This window comes from Achromobacter sp. Root565, assembly GCF_001427425.1.
GTDB lineage: Bacteria > Pseudomonadota > Gammaproteobacteria > Burkholderiales > Burkholderiaceae_B > Achromobacter > Achromobacter spanius_D.
Genome location: NZ_LMGO01000005.1, coordinates 381,493 through 404,536 on the forward strand (window position 1 = coordinate 381,493; position 23,044 = coordinate 404,536).

The 23,044-nt window shown below is 64.5% G+C and carries 23 protein-coding genes; 14 read left to right on the plus strand and 9 right to left on the minus strand.

Annotation, left to right across the window (positions count from 1 at the left end; all coding sequences use genetic code 11):
• Positions 1-64: 64 nt before the first annotated feature.
• From ASD71_RS18370 to ASD71_RS18400, 7 genes are all read right to left on the minus strand, one after another.
• Positions 65-1,375, minus strand: coding sequence for a citrate synthase (locus tag ASD71_RS18370; protein WP_025141293.1), 1,311 nt, complete (start codon positions 1,373-1,375; stop codon positions 65-67).
• Between the two features lie 19 nt (positions 1,376-1,394).
• The gene (locus tag ASD71_RS18375) at positions 1,395-1,655 is read right to left on the minus strand and encodes a succinate dehydrogenase assembly factor 2 (RefSeq protein WP_056567847.1); all 261 of its coding nucleotides are present in this window, start codon (positions 1,653-1,655) and stop codon (positions 1,395-1,397) included.
• Positions 1,656-1,679: 24 nt separating this feature from the next.
• Positions 1,680-2,396: a succinate dehydrogenase iron-sulfur subunit gene (locus ASD71_RS18380; RefSeq protein ID WP_056567852.1), complete on the minus strand. Its 717-nt coding sequence runs from the start codon at positions 2,394-2,396 to the stop codon at positions 1,680-1,682.
• An 18-nt stretch (positions 2,397-2,414) separates the two neighbouring features.
• Positions 2,415-4,193 carry a succinate dehydrogenase flavoprotein subunit gene (sdhA, locus tag ASD71_RS18385; RefSeq protein ID WP_056567855.1) on the minus strand — a complete coding sequence of 593 codons (1,779 nt, stop codon included), beginning with the start codon at positions 4,191-4,193 and terminating at the stop codon, positions 2,415-2,417.
• 3 nt (positions 4,194-4,196) lie between these two features.
• Positions 4,197-4,580 (minus strand): succinate dehydrogenase, hydrophobic membrane anchor protein, encoded by a 384-nt coding sequence (gene sdhD / locus ASD71_RS18390; protein ID WP_056567857.1) that lies wholly within the window; start codon positions 4,578-4,580, stop codon positions 4,197-4,199.
• Positions 4,581-4,994: a succinate dehydrogenase, cytochrome b556 subunit gene (gene sdhC, locus ASD71_RS18395; RefSeq protein ID WP_056567860.1), complete on the minus strand. Its 414-nt coding sequence runs from the start codon at positions 4,992-4,994 to the stop codon at positions 4,581-4,583.
• Positions 4,995-5,114: 120 nt separating this feature from the next.
• Complete coding sequence (locus ASD71_RS18400) at positions 5,115-5,894, minus strand: GntR family transcriptional regulator (RefSeq protein WP_056567863.1); 780 nt, start codon at positions 5,892-5,894, stop codon at positions 5,115-5,117.
• 354 nt (positions 5,895-6,248) lie between these two features.
• Between ASD71_RS18400 and ASD71_RS18405 the strand changes: the two genes are divergently transcribed.
• The 14 genes from ASD71_RS18405 (at position 6,249) to ASD71_RS18470 (ending at position 21,156) form a co-directional block, all read left to right on the plus strand.
• Entirely contained in the window at positions 6,249-7,238 is a 990-nt protein-coding gene (locus ASD71_RS18405) for a malate dehydrogenase (RefSeq protein ID WP_008161849.1), read from the plus strand.
• 214 nt (positions 7,239-7,452) lie between these two features.
• Entirely contained in the window at positions 7,453-8,343 is an 891-nt protein-coding gene (prpB, locus tag ASD71_RS18410) for a methylisocitrate lyase (protein ID WP_056567866.1), read from the plus strand.
• 90 nt (positions 8,344-8,433) lie between these two features.
• The gene (prpC, locus tag ASD71_RS18415; RefSeq protein WP_056567870.1) at positions 8,434-9,627 is read left to right on the plus strand and encodes a 2-methylcitrate synthase; all 1,194 of its coding nucleotides are present in this window, start codon (positions 8,434-8,436) and stop codon (positions 9,625-9,627) included.
• Between the two features lie 74 nt (positions 9,628-9,701).
• On the plus strand, positions 9,702-11,153 hold the full coding sequence (locus ASD71_RS18420) for a bifunctional 2-methylcitrate dehydratase/aconitate hydratase (protein WP_056567874.1): 1,452 nt from the start codon (positions 9,702-9,704) through the stop codon (positions 11,151-11,153).
• 194 nt (positions 11,154-11,347) lie between these two features.
• On the plus strand, positions 11,348-11,776 hold the full coding sequence (locus ASD71_RS18425) for a CopD family protein (protein WP_175122899.1): 429 nt from the start codon (positions 11,348-11,350) through the stop codon (positions 11,774-11,776).
• Between the two features lie 543 nt (positions 11,777-12,319).
• Positions 12,320-13,690, plus strand: coding sequence for a class I SAM-dependent RNA methyltransferase (locus tag ASD71_RS18430; protein ID WP_369818988.1), 1,371 nt, complete (start codon positions 12,320-12,322; stop codon positions 13,688-13,690).
• 259 nt (positions 13,691-13,949) lie between these two features.
• Positions 13,950-14,138 carry a hypothetical protein gene (locus ASD71_RS18435; protein WP_008161862.1) on the plus strand — a complete coding sequence of 63 codons (189 nt, stop codon included), beginning with the start codon at positions 13,950-13,952 and terminating at the stop codon, positions 14,136-14,138.
• A 228-nt stretch (positions 14,139-14,366) separates the two neighbouring features.
• Positions 14,367-14,888, plus strand: a complete 522-nt coding sequence (locus ASD71_RS18440) for an RDD family protein (RefSeq protein ID WP_056567879.1) — start codon at positions 14,367-14,369, stop codon at positions 14,886-14,888.
• Positions 14,889-15,034: 146 nt separating this feature from the next.
• On the plus strand, positions 15,035-15,940 hold the full coding sequence (locus ASD71_RS18445; protein WP_056567882.1) for a DUF2167 domain-containing protein: 906 nt from the start codon (positions 15,035-15,037) through the stop codon (positions 15,938-15,940).
• A gap of 106 nt (positions 15,941-16,046) precedes the next feature.
• Positions 16,047-16,919, plus strand: coding sequence for a UDP-2,3-diacylglucosamine diphosphatase (locus ASD71_RS18450; protein ID WP_156395228.1), 873 nt, complete (start codon positions 16,047-16,049; stop codon positions 16,917-16,919).
• Positions 16,920-17,044: 125 nt separating this feature from the next.
• Positions 17,045-18,760 carry an acyl-CoA synthetase gene (locus ASD71_RS18455; RefSeq protein WP_056567889.1) on the plus strand — a complete coding sequence of 572 codons (1,716 nt, stop codon included), beginning with the start codon at positions 17,045-17,047 and terminating at the stop codon, positions 18,758-18,760.
• 1 nt (position 18,761) lies between these two features.
• A complete protein-coding gene (locus ASD71_RS18460) occupies positions 18,762-19,283 on the plus strand; it encodes a gamma carbonic anhydrase family protein (protein WP_056567892.1) in 522 nt (173 codons plus the stop codon).
• A gap of 96 nt (positions 19,284-19,379) precedes the next feature.
• Positions 19,380-20,312, plus strand: a complete 933-nt coding sequence (gene hslO / locus ASD71_RS18465; RefSeq protein WP_056567895.1) for an Hsp33 family molecular chaperone HslO — start codon at positions 19,380-19,382, stop codon at positions 20,310-20,312.
• A gap of 91 nt (positions 20,313-20,403) precedes the next feature.
• Entirely contained in the window at positions 20,404-21,156 is a 753-nt protein-coding gene (locus tag ASD71_RS18470) for a TadE/TadG family type IV pilus assembly protein (RefSeq protein WP_056567896.1), read from the plus strand.
• A gap of 37 nt (positions 21,157-21,193) precedes the next feature.
• Here ASD71_RS18470 and ftsB read toward each other — a convergent pair whose 3' ends face one another.
• Positions 21,194-21,691, minus strand: a complete 498-nt coding sequence (gene ftsB, locus ASD71_RS18475) for a cell division protein FtsB (protein ID WP_056567900.1) — start codon at positions 21,689-21,691, stop codon at positions 21,194-21,196.
• A gap of 66 nt (positions 21,692-21,757) precedes the next feature.
• The gene (eno, locus tag ASD71_RS18480) at positions 21,758-23,044 is read right to left on the minus strand and encodes a phosphopyruvate hydratase (RefSeq protein WP_054429546.1); all 1,287 of its coding nucleotides are present in this window, start codon (positions 23,042-23,044) and stop codon (positions 21,758-21,760) included.

Sequence of the window (23,044 nt, forward strand, 5' to 3'; positions counted from 1 at the left end):
CAGTCGGCGCTGGGCTGACTGGCGTTTTGCCGGAAGGCGGCGCCTTCTGGATGGGGATTGCGAATTAACGCTTGTCCATCGGGGGCACGTCGCGCGTGACCGAGCCGGTGAACAGCTGACGCGGACGGCCGATCTTGTAGTCGGGATCCGACAGCATTTCGTTCCACTGGGCGATCCAGCCCACCGTGCGGGCCAGCGCGAAGATGGCCGTGAACAGCGAGGTCGGGATGCCGATCGCGCGCTGGACGATACCCGAGTAGAAGTCCACGTTCGGGTACAGCTTGCGCTGGACGAAGTACGGATCCGACAGCGCGATGCGTTCCAGTTCCATGGCCAGCTTGAACAGCGGGTCGTTTTCCAGGCCCAGGGCCGAGAGCACTTCCTTGCAGGTTTCCTGCATCAGCTTGGCGCGCGGATCGTAGTTCTTGTAGACGCGGTGGCCAAAGCCCATCAGGCGCACGCCAGAGTTCTTGTCCTTGACCTTCTCCATGAACTCGCCGACCTTGGCGATGCCGCCGTTGGCTTGCAGTTCTTCGAGCATCTGCAGGCAAGCTTCGTTGGCGCCGCCGTGAGCCGGGCCCCACAGGCAAGCCACGCCAGCCGAGATGGCGGCGAACGGGTTGGTGCCCGACGAACCGCACAGGCGCACGGTCGAGGTGGAGGCGTTTTGCTCGTGATCGGCGTGCAGGATGAAGATGCGGTCCAGCGCGCGCTCGACGACTTCATTGACCTTGTAGTCTTCGCACGGCGTGGCGAACATCATGCGCAGGAAGTTGCCCGTGTAGGACAGGTCGTTCTGCGGGTAGATGAACGGTTGGCCTTGCGAGTACTTGTACGCCATCGCAACCAGCGTCGGCATCTTGGCGATCAGGCGGATGGCCGAGATGTGGCGATGCTGCGGGTTCGTGATGTCGGTGGAGTCGTGATAGAACGCGGACAGCGCGCCGACCAGGCCCGTCAGGACGGCCATCGGGTGGGCGTCGCGGCGGAAACCACGCAGGAAGAAATGCAGCTGCTCATTGACCATCGTGTGATGGGTGACTTGCGAGTCGAAATCGGCCTTTTGTTCCTGGTTCGGCAGTTCGCCGTTCAGGATCAGGTAGCAGATGTCCATGAAGTCGCAGTTCACGGCCAGCTGTTCGATCGGAAAGCCGCGGTACAGCAGTTCGCCCTTGTCGCCGTCGATGTACGTGATGCCCGATTCGCAGGCAGCCGTCGACATGAAGCCGGGGTCAAACGTGAACATGCCCGTCTGGCCATACAGCTTGCGGATGTCGATCACATCCGGACCGACCGTGCCCTTGTAGACAGGGAACTCAATGGGTGCGCTGCCATCCGAGAAGGACAGAGTGGCTTTTTTGTCAGACAGGTTCATGTTTATTCCTCTCAATTAATCAGAGCGCGCGCATCTGGCCAATAATGCCTCGAAGCCTCGGTGTATCCAGTTCGCCTTCGAGTTCCTTACGAGCCAGCAGCAGATCGAGAAGATCGTTGTCTCCCATCTCGAAAAGCTGGGTCAATGCGGCCACGTCATCATCGGTAAGTTCAGCCTCGTGGGCATCCAGATACCGGGTGATGATCAAGTCGTTTTCGAGCAGGCCGCGGCGCGCCCGCCAACGCAGTCGCGCCCGCTCCAGTTCAGTTAGCCTGCTCATTCGTACACCTCAAATACACAAAAACTAGACCGTGCGGCGGACCATCAGTTCCTTGATCTTGCCGATCGCCTTGGTCGGGTTCAGCCCCTTCGGACAGACGTCGACGCAGTTCATGATCGTGTGGCAACGGAACAGACGGTACGGATCTTCCAGGTTGTCCAGACGCTCGCCAGTGGCTTCGTCGCGGCTGTCGGCGATGAAGCGGTAGGCTTGCAGCAGGCCGGCCGGGCCGACGAACTTGTCCGGATTCCACCAGAACGACGGGCAGGAAGTGGAACAGCACGCGCACAGGATGCACTCGTACAGACCGTCCAGCTCTTCGCGCGCCTCGGGCGACTGCAGACGCTCTTTCTCGGGCGGCGGCGTGTCGTTGATGAGGTACGGGCGGATCGAGTGGTACTGATTGAAGAAGTGCGTCATGTCCACGATCAGATCGCGGATGACCGGCAGGCCCGGCAGCGGACGCAGCACGATCGGTTCCTTCAGTTCGCGAAGGTTCGTGGTGCAGGCCAGGCCGTTCTTGCCGTTGATGTTCATGGCGTCCGAACCGCACACGCCTTCACGGCACGAGCGGCGCAGGGCCAGGCTGTCATCGACGTCGTTCTTGATGCGCACCAGCGCATCAAGCAGCATCTTGTCGGTGGGCTGGAGTTCGACGTCCAGCTTCTGCATGTAGGGACGCTCGTCCTTGTCCGGATCGTAGCGGTAGATTTCGAACTTGACGATTCTCTTGTTGCTCATAGTGGGCTCAATCCGGACTTAGAAGGTACGCGCCTTGGGCGGGAAGGACTCGACCGTCAGCGGCTTCATCTGAACAGGCTTGTAATCCAGGCGGCTGCCTTCGGAGTACCACAGCGTGTGCTTCAGCCAGTTCTCGTCGTCGCGCGTCGGGTGGTCGTCCAGCGCATGCGCGCCGCGGCTTTCGGTACGGGCGGCGGCCGACTTGATCGTGGCGCGGGCCACTTCGGTCATGTTCGCCAGTTCCAGCGCCTCGACGCGGGCGGTGTTGAACACCTTGGACTTGTCCTTGAAGTAGATGCTGTCGGCTTGCTTGGCCAGGTCTTCGATCTGGGTCACGCCTTCGTTCAGCAGCTCCAGCGTGCGGAACACGCCGCAGTGGCGCTGCATCGAGAAGCGGATGGCATTGCCGATGTCTTGCGTCTTTTCGCCGGACGTACGCGATTCCAGCTTGTTGATGCGGTCCAGCGAGAACTCGACGGCCTGCTGCGGCAGGTCCTGGTGCGCGCGCTGGCGCTCCGGATGCGAGTTCACGATGTGGTTGCCGGTGGCGCGGCCGAACACGATCAGGTCGAGCAGCGAGTTCGTGCCCAGGCGGTTCGCGCCGTGGACCGACACCGCGGCGCATTCACCGATGGCGTACAGGCCGTTGACAATCTTGTTCTCGCCGTTTTCGCGCGAGAGCACCTGGCCATGGTAGTTGGCCGGAATGCCGCCCATCTGGTAGTGGATGGTCGGAACGACGGGGATCGGTTCCTTGATCGGATCGACGTTGCCGAACTTGATGGCGATTTCGCGGATCGAGGGCAGACGCTTGTTGATGACGTCGGCGCCCAGGTGGTCGAGCTTGAGCACGACGTAGCTGCCGTCCGGACCGCAACCGCGGCCTTCCTTGATTTCCTGGTCCATCGAGCGCGACACGAAGTCACGCGGCGCCAGATCCTTCAGCGTGGGGGCATAACGCTCCATGAAGCGCTCGCCATCCTTGTTCAGCAGGATGCCGCCTTCGCCGCGCACGCCTTCCGTGATCAGCACGCCCGCGCCGGCCACGCCGGTCGGGTGGAACTGCCAGAATTCCATGTCTTGCAGCGGGATGCCGGCACGGGCAGCCATGCCCAGGCCGTCGCCGGTGTTGATGAACGCGTTGGTGGAAGCGGCCCAGATGCGGCCCGCGCCGCCGGTGGCCAGCACCGTGGTCTTGGCTTCCAGAATGTAGATTTCGCCCGTTTCCATTTCGAGGGCGGTCACGCCCACGACGTCGCCGGCTTCGTTGCGCAGCAGGTCCAGCGCCATCCATTCGACGAAGAACTGGGTGCGCGCGGCAACGTTGCGCTGGTAGAGGGTGTGCAGCAGGGCGTGGCCGGTACGGTCGGCAGCGGCACAGGCGCGCTGGACCGGCTTTTCGCCGAAGTTGGCGGTGTGGCCGCCGAACGGACGCTGATAGATCGTGCCGTCGGGGTTGCGGTCGAACGGCATGCCGAAGTGCTCGAGCTCGTACACGGCGTTCGGCGCTTCACGGCACATGAATTCGATGGCGTCCTGGTCGCCCAGCCAGTCCGAACCCTTGACGGTGTCGTACATGTGCCAGTACCAGTTGTCTTCGCTCATGTTGCCCAGCGAGGCGCTCACGCCGCCTTGCGCGGCAACGGTGTGCGAACGCGTGGGGAACACTTTGGAGAGCACCGCAACGGACAGGCCCGCTTGGGACAGTTGCAGCGAACAACGCATGCCGGCTCCGCCGGCGCCAACGACCACCACATCAAACTGGCGGCGCGGCAAGGATTTCATGACAGAGACCACGGCTTAAATGCTCCAGAGGATTTGCGCGAAGTAAACGACCGAACCGACCAGCCAGAGGATCGTCAGCACTTGCAGCAGCAGGCGCACGCCCACCGACTTGACGTAGTCCATCCAGATGTCGCGCACGCCGATCCAGGCATGCCAGGCCAGCGCAATGAATGCAAGGGTGGCCAGGATCTGGCCAACCGGAAGAACGCCCACGTAGAAATTGAACAGCGCGGTCCAGTGTTCGTACGTGAAGGCCGGCATCATCAGGATGCCGATGAGCAGCACCAGCGTGTACACGGCCATGATGACGGCGGTGATGCGCTGGATGATGAAATCCATGACGCCATAGTGGGCGCCGACGACCAGGCGCTTGGGTCCGTAGTTTTTAGCGGCGGCCATTTACAGCACTCCGAACAGTTTGAGAGCGAACACCAGGGTCAGCGCGAGGCTGACGCCGAACACCACGCCCGCGCTCTTCTTGGACGACTGCTTGTCGATACCGATGTGCAGATCCAGCAGCAGGTATCGGATGCCCGCACAGAAGTGGTGCAGGTAGCCCCACACGAGAACGAGGAAAACAAGCTTGACGATCGGATTGCCGGCGTACGCGGCCACGGCGGCGAACGTCTGCGGTGCGGCCACGCTGGCCGCGAACAACGGCAGGATGACCAAGGGAAGACAGAGGAACAACAACGCGCCGCTGACGCGGTGCAGAATGGACAGCTTGCCGGCCAGGGGCAGGCGGTAACTGGCAAGTTGCGCAATACCAATATTGCGAAACTGCGGACGTGGCTTGGCAGCGGTGTCGGACATGACGGCCTCGGTGTTTCGGAACTAGGGAATCGTTACGGCTAAATTGCCGCGGCCCTTGCGGGCAAACGCGGTATTTTCGCCCAGAGACGGGTTGGTATCAAATCGTAGGTAAAAAGCTCATCAATTCAGACTATTGCGGTAGTGGTATCGATCGGTCAAGTACAACCCCCGGCGAATTTCCATGGGGCGGTCACCGTACGTGTAAGACACTCGGTCTACCTGCAACAACGGCGTTCCGGCGACAACATTAAGCAGCGTACAGACTTCGGCCGGCGCGGCGACCGCGCGCAGCTTCTCGTCCGCGCGCACCATGCTGACGCCGAATTCGGATTCAAACAGGCCATAGAGCGGCGCCTTGTTGGCGGTCAGCAGCTCAAGGGTGAGACCTCGGAAAATGGAGCCAGGGAGCCAGATGTCGTCCAGCACGGTCGGTGTCTGCCCCATGGACAGCAGGCGGCGGATCATGACGACGGTCTCGCCGGCGCGCAGGTCGAGCGCGCGGGCGATCTCGGCGGGCGCGCGGGTGCGGCGGCATTCCAGGATGCGGCTCTCCGCGCGGCCGGCCTCGCCCTCTTCGTCGGGGGCCAGGCGCAGAAAGCGGTAGCGCACGCGGGCTTCGTGGTGGGTGGCGACAAAAGTGCCCTTGCCTTGGCGGCGCAGCAGCATGTGCTCGGCCGCCAGCTCATCGACCGCCTTGCGCACCGTGCCCTGGCTCACCTGAAAACGGGCGGCCAGATCGATTTCGCTGGGGATGAGCTCGCCGGGCTTCCATTCGCCGCGCTCGAGGCTTTGGACAAGCAGATCCTTGATCTGGCGGTAGAGAGGACTGAAAGCGGCTCCCTCGCCCGTTGGACGGGCGGCGCGATTGCGTAAGGAGGTTTCGGGCCGAGGCTCTGCCATGGATCTTCTTGAAAGTGTCATGTTTATCCGGATGAATGAGAAGGCAGCGCCAAGGGATGCAAACTCATCCGTATGCGCTGCTGCCGCCGGCCTTATGGCTTGATACAGGCGCGCTGCCCAGCAGGCCGCGGCGCATTCGAATAAACGCTCTATTGTGGCATATCGGGAGGCGAGCTGTCCAACGTCTTATGTCTTATATAAGATAGAAGATCAATTGACGCTTACGTTAATTCGATCTAGGATTCAAAGCTGTCCGCGCGACGCGCAGCGCCCTTTGCGGCCGCTTGTTACCGCGCCCAACGATTACACTGATTGGTGAGATTTTTTCTCGCCAAACCATTACGGAGAACGTCCATGTCCAAGCCTGCCTTGCGTGTCGCCGTCACCGGCGCCGCCGGCCAAATCGGTTACGCACTGCTATTCCGCATCGCCTCGGGCGAAATGCTGGGTAAAGATCAACCCGTCATCCTGCAACTGCTGGAAATCCCCGACGAGAAAGCGCAAAAGGCTCTGAAGGGCGTCATCATGGAACTGGATGACTGCGCCTTCCCGCTGCTGCAGGAAGTCACCGCGCACAGCGACCCGCGCACCGCCTTCAAGGACGCCGACGTGGCCCTGCTGGTTGGCGCCCGTCCCCGCGGCCCGGGCATGGAACGCAAGGACCTGCTGTCCGTCAACGCGCAGATCTTCACGGCTCAGGGCAAGGCCCTGAACGACGTCGCCAGCCGCAACGTCAAGGTCCTGGTCGTCGGCAACCCCGCCAACACCAACGCCTACATCGCCATGAAGTCGGCGCCGGACCTGCCCGCCAAGAACTTCACCGCCATGCTGCGCCTGGACCACAACCGCGCCCTGTCGCAACTGGCCGCCAAATCGGGCAAGGCCGTCGCCGACATCGAAAAGCTGGTCGTGTGGGGCAACCACTCGCCCACGATGTACCCCGACTTCCGCTTCGCCACCGTCGGCGGCGAATCGCTGTCCAAGCTGATCAACGACGACGCCTGGAACCGCGACACGTTCATCCCCACCGTGGGCAAGCGCGGCGCCGCCATCATCGAAGCCCGTGGTCTGTCCTCGGCCGCTTCGGCCGCCAACGCCGCCATCGACCACGTCCGTGACTGGGTTCTGGGCAGCAACGGCAAGTGGGTCACGATGGGCATCCCGTCGGACGGCTCCTACGGCATCCCCGAAGGCATCATCTACGGCGTGCCGGTCACGACCGAAAACGGCGAATACAAGCGCATCGAGGGCCTGGAAATCGACGCCTTCTCGCGTGAGCGCCTGGACTTCACGCTGAAAGAGCTCCTCGAAGAGCGCGACGGCGTCAAGGACCTGCTGAAGTAAGCAGCGCGCAGTAAAGGATTGGGCCCGTTCATGCGGGCCCAATCCTTAAGCGGGCCCGCAATGCGCGCGGCCCGGGACGTACGCAGTACCGGGAAATACACCTGTCTCTTTGCCCAGCCGCAAAAGCGTGTGCCGCGGGGATTGTCGCGCAGGGGACAGATTTATTTTTCGGACCCGCGATATGGTCGTGGGCTACCAAGAACAGGAGACAACCATGTCCAGACCCGAATCGCCCGGCGCCCTCTTTCGCCGCGCGCTCGCCGAAGAGCATCCGCTGCAGATCATCGGCGCCATCAACGCGAACCACGCCCTCCTGGCCAAGCGCGCCGGCTACCGCGCGATCTACCTGTCCGGCGGCGGCGTCGCGGCCGGCTCGCTGGGCCTGCCGGACCTGGGCATCAACACGATGGACGACGTCCTGACCGACGTGCGCCGCATCACCGACGTGTGCGACGTGCCGCTGGTGGTGGACATCGACACCGGCTTCGGACCGTCGGCATTCAACATCGCCCGCACCGTCAAGAGCCTGATCAAGTTCGGCGCCGCTGCCTGCCACATCGAGGACCAGGTCGGCGCCAAGCGCTGCGGCCATCGGCCCGGCAAGGAAATCGTCACCACCGAGGAAATGGCCGACCGCGTGAAGGCCGCCGCCGACGCGCGCACCGACAGCGACTTCTACCTGATCGCCCGCACCGACGCGATCGCCTCGCACGGCGTGGACGCCGCCATCGAGCGCGCGCTGGCGTGCGTCGAAGCCGGGGCCGACGCCATCTTCGCCGAAGCCGCCTACGACCTGCCCACTTACGACCGCTTCGTGAAGGCCGTCAAGGTGCCGGTGCTGGCCAACATCACCGAGTTCGGCAAGACGCCGCTCTTCTCGGTCGAAGAACTGAAGAGCGTCGGCGTGGGGATGGTGCTCTATCCGCTGTCGGCCTTCCGCGCCATGAACAAGGCCGCCGAGGCCGTCTACACCGCGATTCGCCGCGACGGCCACCAGAAGAACGTCGTCGATCTGATGCAGACGCGCGAAGAACTGTACGACCGCATCGGCTATCACGAATTCGAATCCAGGCTGGACGCGCTCTTCCAAAAGGGCAAGGCGTAGTCCGGCCCCCTCAGGCGCGCGCCGCGGCAGACCCGCGGCGCCGTCCGCCACCCATTGCATCTTCCATCGCGTAAGGAAAGGAGTAGAGACATGAGCACGGCTCCCAAGAAGCAAGAAGCCAAATCGGACGCCAAGCCGGAAGAAAAAGCCGGTTTCAAGCCCAAGAAGTCGGTTGCGCTGTCCGGCGTGGTCGCGGGCAATACCGCACTGTGCACCGTCGGCCGCAGCGGCAACGACCTGCACTATCGCGGCTATGACATCCTGGACATCGCCCATACCAGCGAGTTCGAGGAAATCGCCCACTTGCTCGTCCATGGCAAGCTGCCCAACAAGGCTGAGCTGAAGGCCTACAAGGAAAAGCTGCGCAGCCTGCGCGGCCTGCCCGCGCAGTTGCAGGTCGCCCTGGAAGCCCTGCCCGCCGCCAGCCACCCGATGGACGTGATGCGCACGGCCGTGTCGGTGCTGGGCTGCGTGCTGCCCGAAAAAGACGACCACAACACCCCGGGCGCGCGCGATATCGCCGACCGCCTGATGGCCAACCTGGGTTCGGCCCTGCTCTACTGGTACCACTTCAGCCACAACGGCCGCGTCATCGACGTGCAGACGGACGACGACAGCATCGGCGGCCACTTCCTGCACCTGCTGCATGGCGAGAAGCCCAGCGACGAATGGGTCAAGGCGATGCACATCTCGCTGAACCTGTACGCCGAGCACGAATTCAACGCCTCGACGTTCACGGCCCGCGTCATCGCCGGCACGGGTTCGGATGTGTTCTCGGCCATCTCGGGCGCGATCGGCGCCTTGCGCGGCCCCAAGCACGGCGGCGCCAACGAAGTCGCATTCGAAGTGCAGAAGCGCTACGAAACCCCGGAAGAAGCCGAGGCCGACATCCGCCGCCGCGTGGAAGCCAAGGAAGTCATCATCGGTTTTGGCCACCCGGTCTACACGGTCTCCGACCCGCGCAACAAGGTCATCAAGGACGTCGCCAAGAAGCTGTCCAAGAAGGCCGGCACGACCAAGATGTTCGACATCGCCGAACGCCTGGAAACCGTCATGTGGGACGTCAAGAAGATGTTCCCCAACCTGGACTGGTTCTCGGCCGTCAGCTATCACATGATGGGCGTGCCCACTGCCATGTTCACCCCGCTGTTCGTCATCGCGCGCACCGCGGGCTGGTCGGCCCACATCATCGAACAGCGCATCGACAACAAGATCATCCGCCCCACCGCCAATTACGTGGGCCCGGAAGACCAGAAGTTCGTGCCCATCGACAAGCGCAAGTAAAGACAAGCGCAGGTTAAACGCGATCGAGGGCGCGGCATGGCCACCTGTATTCACTTTTCCGAAGAGGTACTGCTATGTCTGCCCCGATCTCGAACGTACGTCCCGAGCCCGACCAGGTCCTGGCCGATATCGCGGACTACGTGCTCAACTATGAAGTCCGCAGCGAGCTGGCGTACGAGACCGCACGCAACTGCCTGATCGACACGCTGGGCTGCGGCCTGGAAGCGCTGGAATATCCGGCTTGCCGCAAACTGCTGGGTCCGGTCGTGCCGGGCACCATGGTGCCCCAAGGCGCCAAGGTGCCCGGCACGCAATTCCAGCTTGACCCGGTCCAGGCCGCGTTCAACATCGGCGCCATGATCCGCTGGCTGGACTTCAACGACACCTGGCTGGCGGCCGAATGGGGCCACCCGTCCGACAACCTGGGCGGCATCCTTGCCACGGCCGACTGGCTGTCGCGCACGGCAGTCGCATCGGGCAAGCCGCCGCTATCCATGCGCGACGTGCTGACCGGCATGATCAAGGCGCACGAAATCCAGGGCTGCATCGCGCTGGAAAACTCCTTCAACAAGGTGGGCTTGGACCACGTGGTGCTGGTCAAGGTGGCGTCCACGGCCGTGGTCGCGCAGATGCTGGGCCTGACCCGCGACGAAGTCATCAACGCGGTGTCGCTCGCCTGGGTCGACGGCCAGAGCCTGCGCACCTATCGCCACGCCCCCAACACCGGCAGCCGCAAGAGCTGGGCCGCCGGCGACGCGACCAGCCGCGCGGTGCGCCTGGCGCTGATCGCACGCACCGGCGAAATGGGTTATCCGTCGGTGCTGAGCGCCAAGACCTGGGGCTTTTACGACGTGCTTTTCAAGGGCCAGCCGTTCAAGTTCCAGCGACCGTACGGCAGCTACGTGATGGAAAACGTGCTGTTCAAGATCTCGTTTCCGGCCGAATTCCATGCGCAGACCGCCGTGGAATGCGCCATGCAGATCCACGATCTGCTCAAGTCGCAGGGCAAAAGCGCGGACGACATCAAACAGATCCGGATCCGCACGCACGAAGCGTGCATCCGCATCATCGACAAGAAGGGACCGCTGAACAATCCCGCCGACCGCGACCACTGCATCCAATACATGGTGGCCGTGCCGGTGCTGTTCGGACGCCTGACCGCGGGCGACTACGAAGACGAGATCGCGCAAGATCCGCGCATTGACGCGCTGCGCGCCAAGATCGTCTGCGTCGAGGATCCCGCGTTCACCAGCGACTATCACAACCCCGCCAAGCGCTCGATCGCCAACGCGCTGACCGTGCAATTCAACGATGGCACGGCGCTGGATGAAATCGTCTGCGAATACCCCATCGGCCACAAGCGCCGCCGCGCCGACGGCATTCCGCTGCTGGAGATCAAGTTCCGCACCAACCTGGCGCGCGTGTTTCCGCCGCGTCAGCAGCAGCGCATTTTGGCGGCGTCGCTGGATCAGGAGACGCTGGAAGCGATGCCGGTCCACGAATACATGGATCTGTATGTGATCTGAGGGGTGTCTCATCAGGTGTCTGACACCCATGGCACATCGGTCCGGTCTGACGTCCGTCTCCCACGGGTGTCAGACACCTGGTGGCACACCTCGCCGCCCAGTGGTGTCTGACACCCCCAGTGGCACCGCGCGTCGCCCAAGGCTGTCAGATACCGGCGCGCATACAATGCGGCTTTCCTCCATCGGATCGCGCCATGGCCATGCTCTGGGTCAAGACCTTTCATATCGTCTTCATCGCTTCCTGGTTTGCCGGATTGTTCTATCTGCCGCGCATTTTCGTGAATCTCGCGCAAACCTCGGACACCGCCGTCCAGGAAACGCTGCTCGGCATGGCGCGCCGCCTTTACCGCTTCACCACCATCCTGGCGGTCGTCGCCATCATTTTTGGCATGTGGCTGTACGTGGGTTACCGCATCGGCGTGGGTCCCGGCAACGGCTGGATGCACGCCAAGCTCTTTTTCGTGCTGCTCGTCATCGGCTACCATCACGCCTGTGGCCTCATGCTGCGCAAATTCGAACAGGGCAAGAACACCCGTTCGCACAAGTTCTATCGCTGGTTCAACGAAGTTCCCGTCTTGCTGCTCTTGGTGGTGGTGGCGCTGGTCGTCGTCAAACCCTTCTGATACCCCTACCTTTGCACATTCGCCAGGATTCGTATGTCCTCTGATGAACAGGACCGCCCGCGCAAGACGCTGACGATCAAAAAAACGGCCCGCGACGCTCAAGCCGAGGGCGCGGCCAAACGCACCCGCACCGGCGCCCGCGCGCGCCTGGTCGCGCAGATCGAGCGCGCCCGCGACAACACCGAACGCCAGAAGGACCCCGAGGGCTACCAGCGGCGCCAGGAAGAAGAGGCCCGCAGCGCCCGCAGGCCGTCCGGCGCAGGCCGCGATGCGCCCGCCCGCGGCACGTCGCCGCGTTCGGGACAATCGCGGCCGGGTCAGTCACGACCCGGGCAGGCCGAGCGCGGCCAGTACGATCGCGGTCCGTCCGACCGTAGCCAGTACGACCGTGGCCCGTCCGATCGCGGCCAATCCGACCGTCCCTCGGCGCGCCGTGGCGCTTCCGACCGCACCCGCGCGGACGACAGCCGCCGCGACGACGCACCCGGCCCGCGCGCCGGACGCACGCCGCAGCGCGCGCCGCGTTTGCGTGACGACCAGTACATTGCCCCGGCGACGCCGGCCGGCCGCTTCTACGATCCGTTCGAAGACGACGGCCCCGCCCCCGAATTCGCGCAAGAACCCGACCACACGGCAGAATCCGACGACGCGCAGAAATCCGATTTCGCGCACGAAGCCGATGTCGATCACGATTGGGATGCCCCGCGCGAGCGCGCCGCCCCCCGTGCCGACGTCCGCAGCCGCCGTCCCCGCGAGCCGCGTCAAGCTGAAATCTTCACCGTCTTCGCCCCCTGCCCCCAAGGCCTGGAAGAAGCGCTGACCGCCGAGTTGCAGGCGCTCGGCTACGAAGACGCCAAGGCCGGCCGGGCAGGCTGCTCGTTCACGTCGGACTGGTCGGGCATCCAGCGCGCCAACTTGTACTCGCGGCTGGCGACCCGCATCCTCGTGCAAGTGGCCCATGCCGAGATCTCGCACGAAGACGACATCCTGGATTTGGCCCGCGATACCCCCTGGGAACGGTGGTTCGGCGCCGAACAGACGCTGCGCGTGGACACCTCCGCCATCAAGAGCCCGGTGCAGAGCCTGCAGTACTGCAACCTGCGCGCCAAGGACGGTATCTGCGACCGCCTGCGCGAGCTTGAAGGCGAGCGCCCCAGCATCGACACGGTGCGCCCCGATGCGCGCGTGCACCTTTTCCTGACGGGCCACACCGCCACGCTTTATCTGGACACGTCGGGCGAATCCCTGTTCAAGCGCGGCTGGCGCCTGGACAAGGGCGAAGCGCCGCTGCGCGAAAACCTGGCAGCCGGCATGCTGGCGCTGGCGGGCTGGGATCCGGCCGCGCCGCTCCTGGATCCCTTCTGCGGATCCGGCACCATCTTGATCGAGGCGGCCTGGATCGCGCTGGGTGTACCCCCGGGCATCTCGCGCCCGTTCGGGTTCGAACGCCTGCGCGACCACGATGCGTACCGCTGGCGCGACCTGAAGGACGACGCCCGGGCCCGCATCCTGCCGCAGCTCGACGCGCCGCTGGTCGGCTACGACCTCAATCCCCTGGCCATTGAATACGCCCGTAACAACGCCGAGCGCGCCTGGCTGACCGCCGACTCGATCCGCTTTGAAGTAGGCGATGCGCGGGAAGTGACGGCGCCCGCCGACCATGGCTGGATCGTCACCAACCCGCCCTACGGCGAGCGCATGGGCGCGGAACAGGACGCCGACCTGTGGCGCGACTGGGCGACCTGCCTGAAGCACAATTTCGCGGGATGGGAGCTGCACGTCATCACCAGCGACCTGACGCTGCCCAACCAGATGCGTTTGAAGCCCAAGCGGCGCGTCCCGCTGCACAACGGCGCGCTCGACTGCCGCCTGTTCGGCTTCGAGCTGGTGGCCGCCGGCTACCGCGACGCCTGAGCGCGTCCTGCCCTCCTGCGGCACGCGCCGCGGAGGGCTGCCTGATTCGGGCAGCATCCCCACGTTGTAAAAGCGCCGCAACATGCGGCGCCTATCTTTGCTTATGGTGCCCCGCCGCGCGGTTTTGGGGCATCATCAGCACCACGGTGTTGCCAAGTTGCACCAGCTTGAATCGGCCTCTTGCATAGTTTCAGGGTAAACCCCTATAATCCGGGTTATCCCTAGTAGCAAACAACTGTGCAAGCCCGTGGAGGCTATTGTGATCAACCCGAACAACACCATTCGCCTGACCGACGAACTCGAGCGTCAACTGATGCTCCAGGCTATCGAAGAACAATTCCGCCCGCATCCGATGCGGGCGTTGGCTGCAGGCCTGCGCAAGCTGGCCCACGGCATCAAGGCCCTGGCCGGCAAGACGAGCGCCAAGAACGCGCACTCCGCTGCCTAAGCTGGGCCCAGGCTTCGGCCTAACGATTTTCCCCTTGGGGGCTGCATAGCCCCTTTTATAGACCCGCCCTTACCGGCGGGTTTTTTTTGCGCATCAGTCGCACCGAAGCGGCAGTGGCCAGAATGGACGCTCGGCCGCCGGAAGGCGGGGCTGCCCCCGCTGGGGACAGCAAGCACGCACCGCGTCGTGTGCGGCGTGGGGGCAACGTTTTATGGATAATAGCGGTCCATGAATGACGCCCACCTCGACGAAACGCCCAATCGGCTGCGCCGGTTTGCCTGCATGATGTACGAAGCCGTGCTGCTGTTCGGCGTCGTTTTTCTGGCGGGTTACCTACTTGATACCCTCACCCAGAGCCGCAATGCGCTGGAATTGCGGGCCGCCCGGCAGGCGTGGCTGTTCGTGGCAATCGGCGCTTATTTCGTACTGTGCTGGCGCCGCCGCGGCCAGACGCTGCCCATGAAGACCTGGAACATCCGGCTGGTGGATCGCCACGGCAATACGCCGTCAACCGGCCTGCTGGTCCTGCGCTACATCCTGGCGTGGCCGCTGGTGCTTGCGGGCGCCGCCGTGGTCTGGGGCGCGGCACTGGCCACCGGCTGGCCGTCCGTGGACATGTTCATCGTTGCGGCGCCCTTCACCATCTTCATCTGGTCCTGGCTGGATCCCGACGGGCAGTTCCTGCACGACCGCATTCTGGGCACCCGCCTGCGCAACGCGCCGCAAGCCAAGGGCAAGAAAGCGCGCTGAGCCGTATCGGCGTGCGCCGGCACGCCACCTGACATCGCCGGTTGATGCGGGCCAAGGCGCCCGGCATTTTGGGCGCGCGTTCAGAGAGATGACAGCCGCACGCCCAGACAATGAGGCCCCATTTAACTACCGGCTTCATCATCACCATGCGCGCATTCATTTCCCGCCTGTCGCTGGCCCTCGCCAGCGCGCTGTTGTTCCTGCACGCAGGCGCGTCGGCCCAGAACGCATCGGCCCAGCAGGAGATCGAAGCGGCCTCCAAGGCCGCGTTCGCCGCCGCCCGGCAAGGTCCGACCGACGTGACACTGGGCGACCAGGCAACCCTGAAGCTGCCGCAGAGTATGTTTTTCGTGCCGCGCCCGCAGGCCGAGCGGTTGATGCAGGCCTACGGCAACGGCAAGGATCCCTCGCTCCTGGGCGTCGTGATGCCCAAGAGCGACGACGAAGACTGGGTCGTCACCGTCAATTTCGACAAGGCCGGCTACATCAAGGACGACGACGCCCGCAACTGGAACGTCAGCGAGTTGCTGGACAGCCTGCGCGAAGGCACCGAGGCATCCAACGAGGAACGCAAGAAACGCGGCTTTCCCGAGCTGACGGTGGGCGGCTGGGTGGAGGCGCCCAAGTACGACAGCAACACGCAGCGCCTCGTCTGGTCGGTGGCCGCCAAGCACAAGGACGCCGCCGCCGAGGAAGACGCCACCGTCAACTACAACACCTACGCGCTAGGTCGCGACGGCTACATCACGCTGGATCTGATCACCGAGAAGAACAAGGTGCCCATGGACAAGGCCGCCGTGCTGGCGCTGCTGGACAACCTGCACTACGTCGAAGGCAAGCGCTATGCGGATTTCGACGCTTCGAGCGACAAGGTTGCCGAATATGGCCTGGCAGCCCTGGTGGCGGGCGTCGCCGCCAAGAAGCTCGGTCTGTTCGCGGTAATCGCGGCTTTCCTGGCCAAATTCGCCAAGGTCGGCATCCTGGCCGCTGCGGCGCTGGGCGGCGGGCTGTGGAAGCGCCTGAAGGGCAAGAAGGCCACCGGGCAGTCCTGATCCGCTGAACCGGCGGTGCGTGTGCCTCCCTGGCCGCGCGCCCCGTCACAACCGCGTCATGGATTCGTCACGCGCGCGTCATCGCTAGGTGGTCTCATTCTCAAGCATGACCACAGCCCACAGGGAAGCGACCGTGAACGAAATCCAACCGACGCACTGGCGCGCCCTGTGGATTTCCGATATTCACCTGGGCACTGCCGGGTGCAAAGCGGAATTCCTGCTCGATTTTCTGGATCACAACGATTCGGACACCCTGTACCTGGTCGGCGACATCGTCGATGGCTGGCAGCTGCGCAAGCACTGGCACTGGCCCCGGGCGCACAACGACGTGATCCAGCGCATCCTGCGCAAGGCCCGCAACGGCACCCGGGTGGTCTTCATCCCGGGCAACCACGACGAATTTGCCCGCGAGTTTGCCGGTTTCGCCTTTGGCGACATCGAGGTCCTGGACGAGGACGTGCATGTCACGGCCAAGGGGCTGCGCCTGCTGGTGCTGCACGGGGACCAGTTCGACGGTGTCATCCAGCACAGCCGCTGGCTGGCGCACCTGGGCGATGGGCTCTACCAGTTCGCGCTGTGGGTCAACCACCATTTCAATCGCCTGCGCCACCGGCTGGGCATGCATTACTGGTCGCTGTCGCAGTACCTGAAGCACAAGGTCAAGAACGCGGTGTCGTTCATCACCGACTTCGAGGAGGCGCTGGCCGGCGAAGCCCGGCGGCGCGGACTGGACGGCGTGGTCTGCGGCCACATCCACAAGCCCGAGCTGCGGGACGTGGGCGGCATCCTGTACTGCAACGACGGCGACTGGGTCGAAAGCCTCTCGGCGCTGGCGGAGACGCACGACGGCCAGCTCCAGCTTCTGGACTGGGCGGTGCTGCAGGCCGAACGCCAACGCGACCCGGCCAACCGCCCGCCGCGATCCCTGACGTTGCCCGCCCTGCCCTCCGCGCTGCGCCGACAGGGCAAGCACCCGTGATAACCCGTATGCGTCCCCGTTACGCAACGGGGATATTGCAGTTCACGCCCCTCTAGGTCATGCTTGCACCTGAGTAACGGGCGATATGACCCGTTCACGCCGCAACATGCTTACAACATAGGGCCATGAACGACCAATATCAGGCGCTCTACCAATCATTCCGCTGGCTGGTGCCCACCCAGTTCAACATCGCGGAAGCGTGCTGCCACCGCTGGGCATCCAGCAGTCCGGATGCGCGGCGCATTGCCATCTACTACGAAGATGAATCCGGCAACCGCGAGGTCTGGACCTTCGCCCGGCTGGCGGAAGCCGCCAATCAACTGGCCAACGGCCTGGTGAAAATGGGCGTGGGCAAGGGCGACCGGGTCGGTGTGGTTTTGGGGCAACGCCCGGAAACCGTGGTTGCCCACATGGCCATCTACAGTGTGGGCGCGGTGGTTCTGCCCCTGTCGGCGCTCTTCGGGCCCGAGGCGCTGCAAAGCCGTCTGTGCGACGCCGAAGCCCGCGTCGCCATCGTCGACCACGCCTCCAGCGCCAATCTGCTGGCTGTCACCGAACACTGTCCTGCCCTTCAGCAGGTCATCGGCATCGGCTTCGCGGACGAGCGCGTGCTGCCGTGGCGCAGCCTGCTGGCCCGCCAACCCAATGATTTCAAGGCCGTGCAGACCCGCTCGTCGGATCCGGCCATTCTGCTTTATACGTCCGGAACCACCGGCGCTCCCAAGGGCGCGCTGCTGCCCCATAGCGTGCTGATCGGCAACCTGCCGGGCTTCGTGGCTTCGCAGGACTGGTTTCCCAAGCCCGCCGACGTGTTCTGGTCGCCCGCCGACTGGGCCTGGACCGGCGGCATGATGGACGCCCTGCTGCCCACGCTGTACTTCGGCCACCCCATCGTCGGCACGCGCGGGCGCTTCTCCGTGGAACGCGCCTTCGAGCTGCTGGAACGCTATCAGGTCACCAATACGTTCCTGTTCCCCACCGCGCTGAAGATGATGATGAAGGCGGTGCCGGAACCCCGCCAGCGCTACCAGCTTGCCCTGCGTTCCATCATGAGCGCGGGCGAAAGCGTGGGCGAGACCGTGTTCGACTGGTGCCAGACGGCGCTGGGCGTCACGCCCAACGAAATGTTCGGCCAGACCGAAATGAATTATGTGGTGGGCAACAGCAACAAGCGCTGGCCCGCCAAGCCCGGCTCCATGGGCCGCCCGTATCCCGGCCACAACGTGGCGGTACTGGACGACGACGGCGCGCCTGTCGCGCCGGGCGCCACGGGCGAGATCGCGGTCAACCGGCTGGACATCCACGGCTTTCCCGACCCCGTGATGTTCCTGGGCTACTGGCGCAACGAGGCCGCCACGCTGGCCAAGTTCAAGGGCGACTGGTGCCTGACCGGCGACCTTGCCACGGTCGATGAGGACGGTTACCTCTGGTACGCCGGCCGCGCCGATGACGTGTTCAAGTCGGCCGGCTACCGGATCGGCCCCGGAGAAATTGAAAGCTGCCTTGTCGGCCACCCGGCTGTGGCCAATGCCGCGGTGGTGCCCAAGCCGGACGCCGAGCGCGGCGCGGTGGTCAAGGCCTTCGTGGTGCTGACGCCGGAATTTGCTCACCGGGACCGTAGCGACATCACCGAAAACCTGCAGGAACACGTGCGCGAGCGCCTGGCGCCGTACGAATACCCGAAGGAAATCGAATACGTGGACGAACTGCCCATGACCACCACGGGCAAGATCCAGCGGCGCATCCTGCGGCTGCGCGAAGAAGAACGCGCGCAGGCCAGCGCGCCCCAGACCGACGTTGGCGCGCCCGTTGCCGCCCCAGCGCCGACAACGGAGACTTAGCATGGCCATCTACCAACTGGGCGACCTGATTCCCCGCATCGACCCGCAGGCCTACGTGGCCGACAGCGCCGACATCATCGGCAACGTCACGCTGGAAGCCGGCGTCAGCATCTGGTCGCACGTGTCGATCCGCGGTGACAACGACCTCATCCTGATCCGCGAAGGCACCAATATCCAGGAATCCAGCGTCCTGCACGTGGACTCGGACTGTCCCATGACCATCGGCCCGAACGTCACCGTCGGCCACCAGGCCATGCTGCATGGCTGTACCATCCACGAAGGCGCCCTGGTGGGCATGCAGGCCATCGTCCTGAACAATGCAGTCATCGGCCGCAACTGCCTGATCGGCGCCGGAGCCATCATCCCCGAAGATCGGGTCATCCCTGACAATTCGCTGGTCATCGGCATCGGCAAGATCGTGCGGGAGCTCTCCGCCGAGGAAATTGCCAACATGCACAAGAACACCGCCCATTACGTGGCGCGCGGCCAACAGTACAAGACGGCCTTGAAGCGTCTGGGCTGACGGCTCGGGCAACGGCGGCCCGCAGCGCCCCGGCAGCCGCCGCAACCCCTCTGACAGCAGGGGGAATACCCCCTTGCGATCGGCTAACATTCCGCTATGACCGATCAGCTCAAAAAATACCTTACCGAAGACCGCAGCGTCCGCGTCCAAGCGGTGCGCCTGTCTGACACCTGGAAGGCCGTGCAGGCCAACCACGACTACCCGCCCGCCATCACCAACCTGCTCGGTGAACTGGTGGCGGCATCCACCCTGCTCGCCGCCAACATCAAGTTCGATGGCTCGCTGGTGCTCCAGATCCAGGGCGACGGCCCCATCGCCCTGCTGGTGGTGGACTGCCGCTCGGATCTCAGCCTGCGCGCCACCGTCAAGATGCGCGAAGGCCACGAGGTGCCCACCACCGGCGACATGCAAAGCCTGTTGAATCCCGGCGGCAATGGACGCTTCATTGTCGTGCTGGACCCGCAGCGCAAGCTGCCCGGCCAGCAGGCCTACCAAGGCATCGTGCCGCTTGAAGGCAATACCGTCGCCGAGGCCCTGCAACACTACATGAAGGCCTCCGAGCAACTCGATACGCGCCTGTGGCTGTCCGCCAACGCCGACCACGCTGCGGGCATGCTGGTTCAGCGCCTGCCGCACCACGGCGGCGGAGAAACGGACCGCGCCCTGACCGAGCAGGTCGCTGCCGAGACCTGGGACCGCATCAACGCCCTGGCCGGCACGCTCAAGCGCGACGAAATCCTGGCCACCGACATCGACACGCTGATTCACCGCCTGTTCTGGGAAGAAACGCTTATCGCCTTCGACCCGCAGCCCGTGAGCTGGCACTGTCCGTGCACGCGCGAGCGCGTGGCCAACATGCTGCGCTCGCTGGGCGAAGCCGAAGTCGACAGCATCCTGGAAGAGCGCGGGCAGGTCGACGTGGCCTGCGATTTCTGCGGCAAGCCCTACAAGTTCGACACGGTCGACTGCGCGGCGCTGTTCTCGGCGAGCCAGACGTCGTCCGGAGAAGAACCTCCCACCGTGCATTGATGCGTCCCGGCGGCAAGCCCGCCGGAACGGTTTTGCCACACCGGATTGCCCTCATCGACAGGTGGTCATGGTCGCGCCACACTGCGCAGCCATGACCGCCTTTATTTTTCCTTGCGCCTTCCTGGCCGCCCGCAGGCAGCACGGGGCCGCCGCCCTCGAGTTCGCCGTGGCCGGCGCCATCGTGCTGCTGCTGGGTCTGCTGTGCGTCGACGCCGCGCGGTGGCACGGCGCGCGCCAGATGGCGCATCTGGCGTTGATGGAAGCGGCTCGCGCCGGCGCCACGGGCCACGGCGACCCGGCCCGCCTGCGCGCGGCCTTCCTGCAAGCGCTGCTGCCGCTACATGCGAACGCCAACGGCCCGGCCGGCGCCATTGAACGGCGGGATGGCGCGATGGCAGAACTGAAGAGGTTGACGGGAGCCGCACCCTGGCGCATTGAAGTGCTACGCCCGGATGCCCAGTCGTTCCGCGAGCACGCACGCCCAGGCCTGCTGGTGGCTGCCGCGCCTGGCCTGCGGGCCATCGACAACAGTTACCAGGATCTGCAACATGCCCGCCGCCCGTCACGCCCGGGCGGCCAGGACATATTCCTGGCCAATACGCTCAAGCTAAGGCTGACGTATCTGCACAAACCGCTGCTGCCGCCGTTGCGGGCGCTGCTGATCATGCTGAGTCAGCAGGATGGCACCTACACCGGCCACGCGCTGACCAAGGGCCTGCTGCCCATCGTGGTCGAACTGGAACACGAAATGCACACGCATCCGGTCGACTGGGCTCGCAAGCGGCCCTATCCGGGAGGCGTGGTGTATGGGGAATGCCGGCAGTTGCGCTGCGGCCCCGGTTAGGCCAGGACGCTACCAGGTCAAAAAAAACCGCCAGGCATCACTGCCGGGCGGTGGAATTGGAATTGTTGGCGCCGGTCGTGGCGGCAGGTCTGGCAGGCGTCGCCGCCGCAGGCCGTGGTGTGGCCGCTGTCGAAGCAGGCCGGGTCGTGGGCGCTGCCGACGCGGGCCGGGCAGCCGGCGCGTTCGCGCGCGCGGGGGTGCCGGCTACGGCTGGCTTGGGCGGCGCTTCGGCGGAAAGCGAGGCGCCGGCGGGAGGCTGGGTATTCTGGGGCAGGATGTGCACGAACACTTCGCCATCCCGCATCATGCCCAGCTCCCCGCGCGCCCGCTCCTCGATGGCGCCGGATCCGCCTTCCAGATCCCGCACTTCGGCCTCAAGGGCGGCATTGCGCGCGCGCAGGCCTTCATTGGTCTCGCGCTGCTCAGCCACCTGGCGTTGCAGATCCCAGACCTTGAACCAGCCGCCCTTACCCAGCCACAGCGGGTATTGGATCAGGCCTAGCAGCACGAACAGCACCAGGAACAACAGGCGCATACGCGGGAACCTCAACTGTCGTGGCGTGGATGCGGCCCTGGCAAGACGCCGGGGCCGCGCTTCTTATCAACGCAGGTTGTAGAAAGCTTCCAGGCCGGGGTACGACGCCACTTCAGCCAGCTCTTCTTCGATGCGCAGGAGCTGGTTGTACTTGGCCATGCGATCCGAGCGCGACAGCGAGCCGGTCTTGATCTGCATCGCGTTGGTCGCCACGGCGATGTCGGCGATGGTCGAGTCTTCGGTTTCGCCCGAACGGTGCGACACGACGGCGGTGTAACCGGCGCGCTTGGCCATTTCGATGGCGGCAAACGTTTCGGTCAGCGTGCCGATCTGGTTGATCTTGATGAGGATCGAGTTGGCGACGCCCTTCTGGATGCCTTCACGCAGGATCTTGGTGTTGGTGACGAACAGGTCGTCGCCCACCAGCTGAACCTTCTTGCCGAGCTGGTCGGTCAGGAGCTTCCAGCCTTCCCAGTCGTTTTCGGCCATGCCGTCTTCGATGGAGATGATCGGGTACTTGTCGCACCACGTGGCCAAGAGGTTAGTGAACTCTTGCGAGGACAGCGAGATGCCGCCTTCGCCGGCCAGCGTGTACTTGCCGTCGCGGTAGAACTCGGAGCTGGCGCAGTCCAGGCCCAAGGCGATCTGCGTGCCCGGCTCGTAGCCGGCTTCGGTGATGGCCTTCAGGATGAGCTGGATGGCGGCTTCGTGGCTGGGAACGTTGGGCGCGAAACCGCCCTCGTCGCCCACGGCGGTGGACATGCCCTGGCCGTGGATCAGCTTCTTGAGCATATGGAAGACTTCGGCGCCCCAACGCAGGGCTTCGCGGAAGCTGCCTGCGCCCACCGGCAGGATCATCAGTTCCTGCAGGTCGAGGGTGTTGTTGGCGTGCGCGCCGCCGTTGATGACGTTCATCATCGGGACGGGCATGCTCATGGGGCCGCTGCCGCCGAAATAGCGGTACAGGGACAGGCCCGATTCGTCGGCGGCGGCGCGGGCCACGGCCATGCTGGCTGCCAGGATGGCGTTGGCGCCCAGGCGTTCCTTGGACTCGGTGCCGTCCAGTTCGATCAGGGTGCGATCGACGAACGTCTGTTCCTGGGCGTCCAGGCCCATCAGGGCTTCGGAGATTTCGGTATTGAGGTTTTCAACGGCGCGCAGCACGCCCTTGCCCAGATAACGGCCCTTGTCGCCGTCGCGAAGTTCGATGGCTTCGCGGGCGCCGGTGGATGCGCCCGACGGCACGGCCGCACGGCCCATGGCGCCGGATTCCAGCAGCACATCGCATTCCACGGTGGGGTTGCCGCGCGAATCCAGAATCTCGCGGCCGATGATGTCGACGATTGCACTCAT

What these genes read in the sequence shown, in the direction of transcription:
- ASD71_RS18370 (WP_025141293.1), bottom strand. Translation starts at nt 1,375, where the DNA reads ATGAACCTGTCTGACAAAAAAGCCACTCTGTCCTTCTCGGATGGCAGC.
- ASD71_RS18375 (WP_056567847.1), bottom strand. Translation starts at nt 1,655, where the DNA reads ATGAGCAGGCTAACTGAACTGGAGCGGGCGCGACTGCGTTGGCGGGCG.
- ASD71_RS18380 (WP_056567852.1), bottom strand. Translation starts at nt 2,396, where the DNA reads ATGAGCAACAAGAGAATCGTCAAGTTCGAAATCTACCGCTACGATCCG.
- sdhD (WP_056567857.1), bottom strand. Translation starts at nt 4,580, where the DNA reads ATGGCCGCCGCTAAAAACTACGGACCCAAGCGCCTGGTCGTCGGCGCC.
- sdhC (WP_056567860.1), bottom strand. Translation starts at nt 4,994, where the DNA reads ATGTCCGACACCGCTGCCAAGCCACGTCCGCAGTTTCGCAATATTGGT.
- ASD71_RS18400 (WP_056567863.1), bottom strand. Translation starts at nt 5,894, where the DNA reads ATGGCAGAGCCTCGGCCCGAAACCTCCTTACGCAATCGCGCCGCCCGT.
- ASD71_RS18405 (WP_008161849.1), top strand. Translation starts at nt 6,249, where the DNA reads ATGTCCAAGCCTGCCTTGCGTGTCGCCGTCACCGGCGCCGCCGGCCAA.
- prpB (WP_056567866.1), top strand. Translation starts at nt 7,453, where the DNA reads ATGTCCAGACCCGAATCGCCCGGCGCCCTCTTTCGCCGCGCGCTCGCC.
- prpC (WP_056567870.1), top strand. Translation starts at nt 8,434, where the DNA reads ATGAGCACGGCTCCCAAGAAGCAAGAAGCCAAATCGGACGCCAAGCCG.
- ASD71_RS18420 (WP_056567874.1), top strand. Translation starts at nt 9,702, where the DNA reads ATGTCTGCCCCGATCTCGAACGTACGTCCCGAGCCCGACCAGGTCCTG.
- ASD71_RS18425 (WP_175122899.1), top strand. Translation starts at nt 11,348, where the DNA reads ATGGCCATGCTCTGGGTCAAGACCTTTCATATCGTCTTCATCGCTTCC.
- ASD71_RS18440 (WP_056567879.1), top strand. Translation starts at nt 14,367, where the DNA reads ATGAATGACGCCCACCTCGACGAAACGCCCAATCGGCTGCGCCGGTTT.
- ASD71_RS18445 (WP_056567882.1), top strand. Translation starts at nt 15,035, where the DNA reads ATGCGCGCATTCATTTCCCGCCTGTCGCTGGCCCTCGCCAGCGCGCTG.
- ASD71_RS18450 (WP_156395228.1), top strand. Translation starts at nt 16,047, where the DNA reads ATGACCACAGCCCACAGGGAAGCGACCGTGAACGAAATCCAACCGACG.
- ASD71_RS18455 (WP_056567889.1), top strand. Translation starts at nt 17,045, where the DNA reads ATGAACGACCAATATCAGGCGCTCTACCAATCATTCCGCTGGCTGGTG.
- ASD71_RS18460 (WP_056567892.1), top strand. Translation starts at nt 18,762, where the DNA reads ATGGCCATCTACCAACTGGGCGACCTGATTCCCCGCATCGACCCGCAG.
- hslO (WP_056567895.1), top strand. Translation starts at nt 19,380, where the DNA reads ATGACCGATCAGCTCAAAAAATACCTTACCGAAGACCGCAGCGTCCGC.
- ASD71_RS18470 (WP_056567896.1), top strand. Translation starts at nt 20,404, where the DNA reads ATGACCGCCTTTATTTTTCCTTGCGCCTTCCTGGCCGCCCGCAGGCAG.
- ftsB (WP_056567900.1), bottom strand. Translation starts at nt 21,691, where the DNA reads ATGCGCCTGTTGTTCCTGGTGCTGTTCGTGCTGCTAGGCCTGATCCAA.
- eno (WP_054429546.1), bottom strand. Translation starts at nt 23,044, where the DNA reads ATGAGTGCAATCGTCGACATCATCGGCCGCGAGATTCTGGATTCGCGC.